This is a genomic window from Faecalicatena orotica (assembly GCF_905197545.1).
Taxonomy (GTDB): Bacteria; Bacillota; Clostridia; order Lachnospirales; family Lachnospiraceae; genus Faecalicatena_A; species Faecalicatena_A orotica.
This window is the reverse complement of the sequence record NZ_CAJJZH010000025.1, coordinates 1-12,634: the sequence shown is the minus strand read 5'-3', so window position 1 is coordinate 12,634 and position 12,634 is coordinate 1. Positions and strand designations below refer to the sequence as shown.

The 12,634-nt window shown below is 44.6% G+C and carries 10 protein-coding genes and 1 pseudogene; 1 reads left to right on the top strand and 10 read right to left on the bottom strand.

Annotated elements, in window-relative coordinates:
• Positions 1-243: 243 nt before the first annotated feature.
• From ABIN22_RS23225 to pduB, 3 genes are all read right to left on the bottom strand, one after another.
• Positions 244-438 (bottom strand): hypothetical protein, encoded by a 195-nt coding sequence (locus ABIN22_RS23225; protein ID WP_002568806.1) that lies wholly within the window; start codon positions 436-438, stop codon positions 244-246.
• Positions 439-876 carry a PIN domain-containing protein gene (locus ABIN22_RS23220; RefSeq protein ID WP_002568807.1) on the bottom strand — a complete coding sequence of 146 codons (438 nt, stop codon included), beginning with the start codon at positions 874-876 and terminating at the stop codon, positions 439-441. It abuts the gene before it with no gap.
• Positions 877-1,515: 639 nt separating this feature from the next.
• The gene (gene pduB / locus ABIN22_RS23215) at positions 1,516-2,208 is read right to left on the bottom strand and encodes a propanediol utilization microcompartment protein PduB (RefSeq protein ID WP_002568808.1); all 693 of its coding nucleotides are present in this window, start codon (positions 2,206-2,208) and stop codon (positions 1,516-1,518) included.
• Between the two features lie 143 nt (positions 2,209-2,351).
• On the opposite strand from pduB, the pseudogene ABIN22_RS23375 reads away from it, so the two are divergent.
• Positions 2,352-2,492 (top strand): annotated as a pseudogene (locus ABIN22_RS23375) (IS91 family transposase); the annotation flags it as partial.
• A 296-nt stretch (positions 2,493-2,788) separates the two neighbouring features.
• On the opposite strand, the gene ABIN22_RS23210 reads toward ABIN22_RS23375, so the two are convergent.
• From ABIN22_RS23210 to ABIN22_RS23180, 7 genes are all read right to left on the bottom strand, one after another.
• Positions 2,789-3,790: an AraC family transcriptional regulator gene (locus tag ABIN22_RS23210; RefSeq protein WP_002568809.1), complete on the bottom strand. Its 1,002-nt coding sequence runs from the start codon at positions 3,788-3,790 to the stop codon at positions 2,789-2,791.
• Between the two features lie 17 nt (positions 3,791-3,807).
• Complete coding sequence (locus tag ABIN22_RS23205) at positions 3,808-5,130, bottom strand: PocR ligand-binding domain-containing protein (RefSeq protein ID WP_007038684.1); 1,323 nt, start codon at positions 5,128-5,130, stop codon at positions 3,808-3,810.
• Between the two features lie 132 nt (positions 5,131-5,262).
• Positions 5,263-7,770 (bottom strand): glycyl radical protein, encoded by a 2,508-nt coding sequence (locus ABIN22_RS23200; protein ID WP_002570893.1) that lies wholly within the window; start codon positions 7,768-7,770, stop codon positions 5,263-5,265.
• A 343-nt stretch (positions 7,771-8,113) separates the two neighbouring features.
• Positions 8,114-9,160 (bottom strand): helix-turn-helix domain-containing protein, encoded by a 1,047-nt coding sequence (locus tag ABIN22_RS23195; protein WP_002568812.1) that lies wholly within the window; start codon positions 9,158-9,160, stop codon positions 8,114-8,116.
• A 2-nt stretch (positions 9,161-9,162) separates the two neighbouring features.
• Positions 9,163-10,494: a PocR ligand-binding domain-containing protein gene (locus ABIN22_RS23190; protein WP_002568813.1), complete on the bottom strand. Its 1,332-nt coding sequence runs from the start codon at positions 10,492-10,494 to the stop codon at positions 9,163-9,165.
• 182 nt (positions 10,495-10,676) lie between these two features.
• The gene (locus tag ABIN22_RS23185; RefSeq protein ID WP_156703763.1) at positions 10,677-11,792 is read right to left on the bottom strand and encodes a 1-propanol dehydrogenase PduQ; all 1,116 of its coding nucleotides are present in this window, start codon (positions 11,790-11,792) and stop codon (positions 10,677-10,679) included.
• A gap of 18 nt (positions 11,793-11,810) precedes the next feature.
• A partial coding sequence (locus tag ABIN22_RS23180) for an aldehyde dehydrogenase (protein ID WP_346911585.1) occupies positions 11,811-12,634 on the bottom strand: 824 nt, incomplete at its 5' end.

The window sequence follows — 12,634 nt, the reverse complement described above, 5'->3', positions numbered from 1 at the left end:
CATTATGAATCACTTACAAGGCATCTATTTCTCACGCCCTGAAAAACACCCATTTTCAGGCCGCAAATCCACTCAATTTTCCCTCAAAAACCACTACATCTTGTGGTTTTATCCGTCGTTTCTCTCAAAAACCACAATTTGGCATCTAAACTACCGTAGCTTAATGTGTTGCTACGGTGGAATAGATGCCACTTGTTTATATTTCATCTATACTCTCTCTGCAAATGTATATCCATAAATATATTATCTTTTTAATATTGCATCAATCTCGTCCAGACTAATATCTGGTCTCTCATATTTTTCTTCTGTATAGTCTCCGTAACCAAGATCAAATTGCTTGATAAATTTGACCATTCCTACTGGCCCCAGTGCTTCTCTTAGGACCTTCATCCCGGCATTTCTTACATCGGCTGGATTATTCAAATCAACATTTAACATTTAAAACACCTCCCAGGCAAACTGTAGTGGATTCTGCACTTTAACTTTTAGCTCTAATTTTGAGGCCATGTTGCTCATTTTGTCATCTGTTGTAAGCAACACATCTGCATTCGCACTCTCCGCTGCAGCTATATGCAAACTGTCAAATGTGCGGATCTTTGATATCTTCATTATATCCTCTGATCGTTTTTTTATCTCATCTGTATAGGCTACGTGCATATGTGTAACCTGATATAGCTCTTTAACTTTTCGCTTTTTTGTCTCATCGCCCATACGTTCCATCTCTAATTCCAGCATCTCGCTTCCGACAATTTCATATACGTTCAATTGCCCTCGTTTCAATATAGTAAGGATTGCTTCACTTTCCAGATGAATACGTTCCTGCGTCTGATCATCAAACGGCCGATTGTAACAACAATTATCCAAATATATTCTCATACATCATACCTTTCTGCTAATCATATTATAAACCATTTTACCGGGATAAACAATCTTTTTATAATAACGGGATAGCAGTCAGCTCTGAAATGTGCCTTTACAGGAAATTTTGTCATGTCATGCTTTTTTGCCTAATTCCATTTCCTGAAAAAATCTCTTAAAATCTTCCAGTTTTGTATAAGCGTAATAAAAGACTGTTCCAAATGATTTCTGGCTCCCACGATAATCCAATGCAGTCTGGTCTTCACTACTGAATTTTATACTGAGTACCATCTTCCCGCTGTATTCTTCGTAATCAGTTTTTATTTACAAGAATCATCCTCTGCTTCCTGCCAGCTTTCTGGGGCAAGCCGGGCTTCATGGTACCGCTTTCCTTTGGTCCCTCTTAGGATCTGGAAAAATCCAGACATAAAAATATACCTCATCCCCACAGCCCATGGATTATCGGCTGTGGGGATCCATTAACGCAAAAAATCTAGGGAGCGTTCTTCCGCTCCGCAGATCTAAGTATCGCTAATAATCAAATTTTCTCATAATGGTCCACATCAATGACAATAACAGGTGAATCTCCCACATCAACCATTATAGGCATGGCCACATAATTAACCATGGTAATCTTTTATTTTCTTGCAAAAACTTCTAAATCCACGGATTTCCCAGAGAATGAGGTTCTTCGCCCAAAGAACCAAGAAGTTGTTTACCCGCATGAATCGCTGTCCGCAGCGCCTGTCGCACCGCTGCAGATTCCCCTGTGAAACACAGCACCACCTCATTAGCAAAGCAATTGTCAAGAGGGTGATGATAACCGATCACAGTCACCGGGGCAGACTTCACCGCCAGATCCGATACGAGGCATCCTATGGCGGCCGGCCCGCAGCATATGATTCCAAACGCCTTGCCTTCCACCGCTCCCAGCGTCTTGACACAGCACTGCCCCGCCCTCGCAGTATAGCTAAAGGAAAGATGACCTGCGTCATTTACATAAACTTCGCCGAACTGTTTCGGCAGCTGTTCCAGAGCGATCTCTACCGCATGCCTTGCATCCGATACATCGTTGGCTCCAATATAGAACAGGGTACCGCATCCAGCTCCGCCCTTGCTGTCCCTGGATGCCTCCATGGAGATCAGCTCCACATCAGCCGCCTTTACAGCCTCATCCACAGCAATCACCTGCGGCCCTACCGCCACGCGGCCTCCAAAGATGCCAATAGAACGGTATTCTCCCAGCTTCATAAATGGTGCAAGGGAAGGATCGATTCCGGGAATCACCAGACCGATCGTATCTCCTATTGCAGTACCTACAAATTCTGTTATCTGGCTATGGTCTGTCATATGGTTTCTCCTGTTCTTTCATTTAACATATCCTTATTATACCATAGCTATTTCTTCTTCTATATGCAAAATCAAAACCATAAACCTGTAAAATCCATTCGAGTCTGTGTTGGACATGTTTGGTGATAATATCTTTATCCTACAACTGTGGCACTAATATTCTCTTTTTAGAACTATACTTTTGCCATAAACCGATTCCTTTGCATGAATTATACGAAATAGCCATGCGTAACTACCGCTGTCGTTCTCCCGCTTCTGTACTTCCGCATCCTTCGTTCTCATGATACAATCAATGTATCTGATATGATATGGAGCCAGTTCGAGCTAATGTATTACAGAAGAAGATGAGGAGGACTTTTGAGATGTAGATTACTTTTTTAATGAATTTGATGATATTGAAAATGACAATTTCGGTGAAGAAGGACTCTATATCTTCTAAATCCAAATTATTTACTTTCTATACCAGCTTTTTTAACGGGCTATTTTCATATTTTTAATCAAAAATAAATACTTTCCCATAAAGAGAAAAGCGGCCTTCTATGCATTACACAGAGCAGACCGCATTTACATCAAACAGATTTCATTTTTTTATTTTATTCTTATATTCCTTCACAGTCATATTCTCATATTTTTTAAATACTCTGCTGAAATAGCTGCTTTCGCTGTATCCAAGACGGAAGGCAACCTCCCCGATACTGTCCTCTGTGAAATAAAAATATCCCTTCGCAAGATGCATCTTTTTCATATGAAGATACTCTGTAACGCTCACATGGAACTGTGACCGGAATATCCTGCTTAAATATCCCTGGCTGACTGCACAGTTCTCAATAATCTTATTGAGCGTAATCTCTTCTTTAATATGCTGATCAATATACAGAAAAATATTGTCAAGAAGAGGATACCGTTTCATACTGCTCTGCTGGAACAAATAATCGACCACGCGGAACAGCCACAACTCAGATGTTTTCTTCTCTAAAATCAAACTCTTATTGATGGGAAACAGTTCAATTATGGTATTCTTTTCATCATATAAATTCTGCGTGTCCGTCAGCTGCTGCCCTATGTAAGAAAATGCTTTCACCAGCCGGTCCGGCTCAGGGCCGGCATTTTCATAAATACAGTCTATAATCCCCGGAAGTCTTTGGTAGAACATCTGAAAGTCCCTTTCTTTCAGTATCTCCACCAACTCCTCCACCTGTTTATTTGAGGTATCTTCCTTCTCTGTTTTATAGTTTCTAAAGATTGTATTCAGATTTTTGGCCATAACCGGTTTTTCAATCATTGCCTTTACCGTCCCCGGAACAATGCTCTCAATCAGGCCGGCCGAAGTGCAGACTGTCATTCCATAGATCACCGTATCAGGGCAAAACTGGCGGATGAGCCGACCTGTTTCCGCGCCTGATATTCCCGGCAGCTGCATTTCCACAAATACAAGATCAACTGCGCATGACCTGCATACCTTGACAGCCTTCTCTCCGGTTGTCACCTTATCAACAATCTCAAACTGTTCATATCCGGCAATCATTGCTTCAAGCGCTTCCTGTGAAAGCATATCGTTGTCAACAATCAAAATTCTGTACATAATTTTGAAATCCCTTCTTACTTATACTCCGGAAAGATAATTTCGCATCTACAGCCTTTGTTTTTGTTAATCTCAACTGTAATAGTATACTCATCTCCAAACAACTGAGCCAGCTTTCTCTTTGCGCACTCCATTCCCAGCTGAATATAATATCCCTCATGATTATTTTTGTATGGTTCAAATCTGATTTTAAGCTCCTCATTACTGAAACCGCTGCCTGTATTGATGATCTCCAAAACAAAGTTACCCTGTTTCAGATAACCGTTCAAGCTGATCGATCCGCCCTCCGGGCTCAGCATGACGCCGTGATAGAAGGCATTTTGGACAAAAGGAAACAGCACGCCTGCCGGCAGCTTCATCATCTGCATTTCCCGCGGAAAATGAAGGGTATAGTTAAACTGAGAACCTAACCGTATTTTCTGAAATTTAAGGTATTGTTCTACATATTCCAGTTCGCCTGCAAAATGAACAAAGGTGCCCTTGTCCGCAATCCCATATTTGACATGGCTGATAAACAGATCCGCCAGCTCAGTGGTTCTCTCCGCCTGTTCCACGGTTCCCAGGTTCTGCAGGGCAATCAGCATATTCAGGTAGCTGTATGGATTGGACTGTGCTTCCAGCTCATGGAAACGCACCTCCAGCTCAGCTTTTTCTTTTAAATGCTTCTGGTTTGTCTCCTGGATTTTCTTAATGCGCTTTTTCAGCATATCCTCCTGATAATACTGGTTGGCCCTGTTTTCACTGAGCTGTGTGATCACCAGACTTACCAGATTTGCCATATCCAGTATCTTTTCATATGAATATACCGGTAGTTCTTCAAATCTCTGCCTTGATTCCTCCCGCAGCCGTCTGAAACGTTCTGTCTCAACAGTCGGTTCTATTTGCCTAACTGTCTCCGGGGCGTCCTCGCAGCGGAACTGGCCGCCCAAAAAACCGCCCAGGTAATTGCCCTCCACCACAATCGGAATCGCCATCTCAATCAAACCGCATGGGCAGAAATAAATATGGGTTTTCTTTGTGACTGCGGCCTGAATGGACCCCATGGCATCCGAAGTCCGGCAATTCTGGCGCAGTTCCTTATCCTCCCTGAATTTTCTGCAAAAATCAGAGAAAAAAGTCATGTCTGTGACCGGTTCCCCTTTATAATCAACTGTAACAAACGCAAGTCCGGTCGCCTTCGACAGACTCTCCTGTATATGTTCCAGCTTGTCTCTTCCAAAGAGACGGATTATATCTATGGAACCAATTCCGCGGCTGGTCTCCCCTGTGTCCCTTTCTTCCTGGTCAGTGGATGCAAGCGGGCCTGTATCTTCGAATATCCTGTCGAGTTCTTCCATCATTTTTCCTCTTCAATGATTATATAAATTATTTTACTCTTGTTTTCCATGAAATACAATCTATTTTGTTCTCAAAAAGACCGGTCTGCATTACAGTCCGGTCTTTTTGGTATGATAGCTTTTTAGGGTTAACGTTTAAAGGGCCTGTTCTGTACGGCTGATGATATCATCCTGTACTTCTTTAGCAAGAACCGTAAACTGCGCACTGTATCCAGCCACACGCACCACAAGGTCTTTATACAGTTCTGGATGCGCCTGTGCATCCAACAGAATATTCTTGTCAATTACATTGAACTGAATATGCATACCTTTATGGTCAAAGTAGGAACGCACCACTGCTGAAAAACGCTTGAGACCTTCATCGCCTGCCAGGGCAGATGGAAGGAACTTCTGGTTATACAATGTACCATTGGAGTAGTTCTCATGATCCAGCTTTGCAACCGACATAGCTGCCGCAGTCGGACCGTTTGTGTCCTTGCCCTGTCTTGGCGATACACCGTCCGCCAACGGCTGTTTTGCAAGACGTCCGTCAGGCAGAGCTCCAACATCCTTTCCAAACAATACATTAGCCGATACAGGATAGCATCCTGCCTGGTATACTCCGCCTCTTGGGTTTTTATATTTTTCCACTTCACGTGAGTAGATCTGGCCACATCGTCTGGCAAGCAGATCCACATCATCCACATCATTTCCGTACCATGTGGTGTTCTCCATAATGCGTTTGATCCTCGCGTATTCCCCGTCCCCTGCATTCGCGGTCTGCGATGCAGAAAGCTGTGACTGAAGGGCTGATACGTCAATGGAACCGTTACTGCTGAGAATCCGTTTTACAGCCTCGTAAATCCTGGCCTCATCGTCGGAAGCGGTCTCACAGCAGCCGCAGCCGAAATTGTGATCCAGCGCATCCTTTAATTGAGCCATGGTAAGTTCTTTATTCTCAAAGACATGCGTCTGCATCGCATAAATGGAGTCACCGCAGTCAGCAACACCGAACGCCTGAGGTCCTGTAAAATTATAGACAGCCCCACCATGCTGCAGGCTGAGTCCCTTGCCAATACAGTCATCGACCAGACCGGAAAGGAATGGAAGCGGAGTTCTCTCTGTATGCGCATAATCCACGCTGTTACAGGCTTCTACTACGTGATGTACAAAGTACTGGATCTGTTTCTCAAATGCGCGCCACACATCCTCAATACTCTTGAACGACGTAACATCTCCCGTATCCGGCCCCACCTGGTGTCCGTTGTTCTTTCCGCCATTTAATGTAAGCTCCAGTATTTTCGCCACATTTACAAAGGCCGAATCATGCCAGCCGTCCGTCTTGTGCGGGCTCTGCGGCTCCACACAGCCGATCATGCCGTAATTTCTCGCATCCGCCAGGGATACACCGCGGTTGCAGAGGGCGGGTATAATTGTCTCATCATTATACATGGCCGGCACGCCGGTTCCCAGGCGTACCACCTCACATGCTCTGTACAGAAACTCCTCCGGAGTATTCTGGTGAACACGGATCGAGAAGGAGGGCTGCGGAAGCTGCACATGGGCTGCCGCCACCATACACATGTAGGAGACATCGTTAGTTGCGTCCAGTCCATCGCCGGTCTGACCGCCGACAATCAGGTTCTGGAATCCGCCGTAACCGGCAAATGCCTGTGCGGATACTTCATCTCTGATTTTGCTGAGTCCGTTGAATTTTACCCATAAACAGTCCAGAAGCTCCTGTGCAAATTCCTCTGAAATATTATGATCCATTTTCAGATATGGATACATATACTGGTCAAATCTTCCCGGGGAGATCGAATGTCCACTGGATTCTATCTGGATCAGAATCTGTGTAAACCAGAATGCCTGACATGCTTCATAAAAATTAGTCGCCCCATGCTCTGGAACCCTGTCACATACCTGAGCAATACGAAGTAATTCTGCCTTCCTGACCGCGCAACTGCATGAAGCCGCCATCTCCCTGGCTTTAGCCGCATATCTGCGGGCAAACTGAATGGATGCGTTGTAGCAAATAATCATCGATTCATAAAAGGTTCTCTTTTTTACATAATCAGGATCATTCTGATCCAGTTTCTCCATTGTCTCCACAATCAGTTTAATCAGACCGGAAAATCCAAGCTCCAGAACTTTCCCATAATCCGCGGACACATGTCCTATTCCGCCGTAAAAATAGTTGCCCACCGTAAACACACCGTTGGAAATAGCTTCTTTTGTAGCCTCCGACATATACGCGGATGCCAAATCACTGGTTGTCTTACCTTTCCAGTATTTGAAAGCCTCCTTTAACTCACTTTTTGCAGCTTCGCTGATCTTAAAAGGATCGGCGCTTCTCTTATCCATGGTATCGAACTCTTTTTCCACCCATTCGAACGAAAACTCCGGATAGATCTGGGCGGAGCGGAGATTTTTAGTAATTACACCCACAACCAGCTCGTCATCTCTAATTACGATGGGAAGATGGTTTAAGATTCTCTCCAGCGCTTTTGCGCGCCTTATAAGGATAGGCATCCCTTCCGTTTCGCGGTACGATTCTGTGACCAGTACGGCACGCTCCGACTCAACTTCCGGTACAGCAGCCACAAACGCTTTCTTTAAGCGCTTTATTCGTTCAGTTGGTTCTGTAAAGCCTTTTGCTATCATTTAACATCCTCCTTATATATTATTTTTCTACCACCATCATACCCTAATTTCTATAAAAAACCGATTCAATATATAAGCTAAAAAATCTCACAATACAGACTTCTTTCAAATAAAAAAAATTAATTCCCCGGCTTATACATGTCATTTTAGACACCACATGTATAAGCCGGGGACATTTTTGATAAAACAGGACAATCCAAACCTGCATCCACGCAGAACATGCCCTGGAGATACCCAGGGCATGTTCAAGGTTAACTCATTACCAACCAACTGGTCGAGCTCCAGATGAAAAGAAACTCTCACAGAATCCGGATATCTGGCGCATGTCATAATCAGAACCCGATTAGCGATTCCCGCAACGGCCAGTTTCCGTTTTTTTTCCAGGAGAACTTTGACGAATTTTGTTCTTGTATTGCTTAACCGTCATATTTTCAAACTTTTTAAACACTTTACTGAAATAGCTGCTTTCATTGTATCCGAGACGGAACGCAACTTCCGCAATACTGTCCTCGGTAAAGTAAAAATATCCCTTGGCCAGATGCAGTTTTTTCATATGAAGATACTCTGTAACACTGACCTGAAACTGCTCCCTGAAAATCCGGCTCAGATATCCCTGGCTGATGGCGCAGTTCTCAATAATACTGTTAAGCGTGATATCTTCTTTTATATGTTTCTCTATATAAATAAAAATATTCTCCAACAGCGGATAACGGCCGATACTGTTTTGCTGGAACAGAAAATCCATCACCCTGAAAAGCCAAAGCTCGGATGTTTTCCGGTCCAGAATCAACACCTCGTTAATAGGAAACAGCTCTGATATATTCCCGCTGTCGCCATACATGCTTCTGGTATCCAAAAGGTTTTGTCCCAGATAAGTGAATAGCTTAATAAGCCGGACTGAATCCTCCCCGGCAATCCCATAGATCTCATCGATGACTCCGGCAATCCCGCCGTAAAAATCTCCGAAATTTTTGTTTCTGAGATATGAAGCAAGCGTCTCAAGCTGGTTCTGCACAGAATCTTCGTGCTCTGTCTTATAGTTCTCCAGGATCTTTTTCAGAAAGTTGTATGTAATCGGTTTTTCCAGAAAATCCTTTACCTGGCTGTGAGCTGCGCTGCGGATCAGAATATTGGCAGCATGGGCAGAAAGGATATATATATTAATCTCCGGATTTGACTGGTGAATAATCCTGCTGGCTTCCAGGCCGGTCATTCCCGGCATCAGCATATCCATGAATACAATATCGATCACGTCCTCTTTACAAGCCCGCACCGCCCCCTCGCCGGTTCCCGTCATATGAACCACCTTGAACGCACTGTCCTTCGCAATCATTATATTCAGCGCTTCGCGCATAAGTATATCATCATCAGCTATCAAAACCCTGTACATGATTACTCAGTCCTTTCTTCATAATGTTCAGGCCATAGTAAAATAGTTTTTGATCCCTTGTTTCTGTAGCTTTCTGAGATTATGCTGTACTCCTCTCCAAACAGGCGCTTCATTTTTTCCCTGGCGTATTCCATGCCCATTTTGATGTAATATCCTTCGTGTTTGTCTTTGTATGTTTCATACTTGATATCCAGCTCAGCTTCCGTCAACCCCGGACCGGTATCATTAATTTCCAGCACTACATTACCGTTGCGCACGTAACCCGTTACAGTGATCTGTCCGCCTTCTTTTTTCAGCATCACGCCATTATAAAAAGCATTTTGGATAAAGGGCATCAATACGTCGGAGGGCATCTTCTGCATATGCAGGTTTTTCGGTACCTGAATCGAATATTCCAGCCGGTCTCCCGTCTTTTTTTTCTGAAACAGCAGATACTGTTCCGCATGTTCAAGCTCTCCGGAGATGTGCACGAAGGTACTCTTTTCCATGTATTTATACTTTATATAATCAATGAAAGAGCTCAGCAGTTCGTTTGTTCTGGGCGCGTCCTCTATAATTGTCAAATTAAGCAGCGATGTCAGCATGTCCAGAAGTTCATACTGGTTGCCGCGCATTTCCAGCTCCTGTACTCTCTTGTTCTTCTGTACAATCTCCTTGGCGTAACCATGGTTTACCGTCTGTATCTTTTTAATACGCTTTTTTAAAATATCTTCCTGGAGATGCTGGCTGATCTCGTTCTCACTTAACTGATTGATAACCAGAAAAACAAGATTGGCTATGTCCAGAAATTTTTCATATGAATAAACAGGAATTTCATCAAGCAACGATTTGTATTGGACCACCGCTTCATCCGCTTTTGCCGCGTGCATCACGGACGATAACCGGCTCACCGAATCGGGTGCGTCATTACATTGGATCTGACCGCCGATAAACCCGCCCAGATAATGACCGCGCACGATAATTGGTATCGCAACCTCCAAAAGTCCGCATGGGCAGAAGTATACGTTTGTTTTCTGTGTAACCGCTGCCTGGATGGATCCGAACGCATCGGATGATTTGCACCGTTCCATTGCCACCGGATTGTTCCGGACCTTTTCACAGTATCGTGAAAAGGATGTAGCAGATGTAATGGGATCCCCCTTAAAATCCACGGTTATAAAAGCCAGCCCGGTTGCTTTGGAAAGGCTCTCCTGAATGGTCTCCAGTTTCTCTTTTCCGAACAGATGAATGATATCCAGTTCGTTGATACGGTCCTCTTCATTTATGCTTAGATATTCATCCAATGCATCTGGTTCCACTTCATCCATGTGCATCATCTTGTGATATTCCGCCATCTGATTATCCCTCTCTTTACTGCCTGTCACTGCTATTTTATCACTTTTATTTCTTTATAACAATCATCTTTCAATGCAGAGGGTTGGATTGGAACGGCAAAAGGCCGTGCTGTATCCCTTTGGGCGGCACGGTCTTATGTCTATCTTGTCATAAGGCATCTGTTCTGTATTTCATCTGTATATTAATAGATGCTTAATAAAATTTCCTTAATAGCCTCTGTTCCAGCTTCTCTCGGATTACTTATAAGACAATTATCCATAAGAGCATTGTCAGTCATATTCTGAAGCTGCCCCTCATACGCTTCTCTGCTGATTCCCAGCTCTCTGATAGATGCCGGCATATCCATACAGCACATCAGAGACCGAATCAGCTCCTCAAGGGTTTTAACAGCCATCTCCGGGGCCTCGTTCATACCGACTAACTGAACTTTATATGCAAGAGTCGCATACTTGTTCATAATATCATGGTTGACGCTGTTATACTCAATCACCTTATTTAACAGCATAGCGTTGGCTAACCCGTGAGGAATATGGAAGGTTCCCCCAAGCTGATGAGCGATGCTGTGATTCAACCCCAGGCCCGCTGTGTTGAAAGCCATGCCTGCTAGTGTGGACGCCTCATGCATCAGGGTTCTCGCTTCCAGGTTTTTTCCGTCCCGGTAGCATTTTAAGAGAGCTTTGATCAGCAGTTCCGTTGCCTTTTCCGACAATGCGTCGGAGAACACATTGCAGCCGTTCGCAACATAGGCTTCCAAAGCATGTGTCAGCACATCCATACCCGTATTCGCGGTGATAGCCGGAGGCACAGACAGGGTCAGCCTTGGATCAAGGATCGCCACATCGGCCAGGATATCTTCGGATGAGATCAGATGCTTGCTCTTTGTTTCCGAATCAGTTATCACGGCAGCGGAGGTAACCTCTGAACCGGTTCCGCTGGTTGTGGGGATGGTGACAAACCTGGGTTTGGAAACCAGCTCACGCACACCGGCAAAGTAAATCATTGCCTTTGCCGTATCAATGGCAGAGCCTCCTCCAAAACCGATAACAATATCAGGGCGTACCCTGCAGAGCACCCCAAGCCCCTTGCCCACGATCTCAATGGTGGGATCCGGTATAGCCTGGTCGAACAGCTCCACAGAGTTGCTTGAGTCCAGAGAATCCAGTATATAATTGATTGCCCCACTCTCCGCAAGAAATTTGTCGCATACAACCAGAATCCGTTTTTTACGGATCTTACGCAGGTATTCCATTGCATAATTTCCGCTTCGTATCTTTGTTTTTATATATACATTTGACATGTGCGCTTCTCCTTTACATTAACGGATACTGAAGGCATCCGTCATGACGCATTTGCGCTTTCTGCAGAAGGTTCTCGGCGATGTCAGACCTTCTCCTGTGGGACCGGCAATTGTAAATGTGGTATAGCCCTCGCCTCCCACGCCGATACCTGCATAGGATGGAGCGTTTTTTACAAAGATGGTAGTCTCCATGATCTTTGCCATCTTACTGAGCTTTTCTACATTTTTAGAGTGCATCATAGCCGTATGGCGGTTTCCATGCTCCGCCTGATGGGCATATTCAATGGCTGTATCCACATCGGATACACGTACAACAGGGAGAATCGGCATCATCATTTCCTCCTGAACAAGCAAATGATCCTTGGGGACTTCCATGATGATCACCCTCACGCTGGCATCCACTGTAATACCCAGCTTATCCAGGATATAGCGGGCGCTCTTTCCTACAAAGGATGTCTTGGGACCGCCTTTTTCCGTAGTAACAAGCGCTACCAGCTGCTCTAACAGCATTGGATCCGTGATCTGGTACGCGCCGTTTTCTTTCATGTGGTGGATCAGATAATCGCAGATCGAGTCTACTGCAAACACTTCCTTCTCCGCGATACATGGAACGTTATTGTCAAAGCTGCATCCATCCACAATATCCTTTGCCGCTTTGTCAATGTCAGCCGTCTCATCGACCACTACCGGAGGATTGCCTGCCCCTGCGCCAATCGCCTTTTTGCCGGAGGAAAGGACTTTCTTTACAATAGAAGGTCCTCCTGTGGCTACCAGGAGGCGGACACTTGGGTTGTCGATCATCTTATTGGTATTTTCAATGGACGGTTCTTCCACCATGGTAA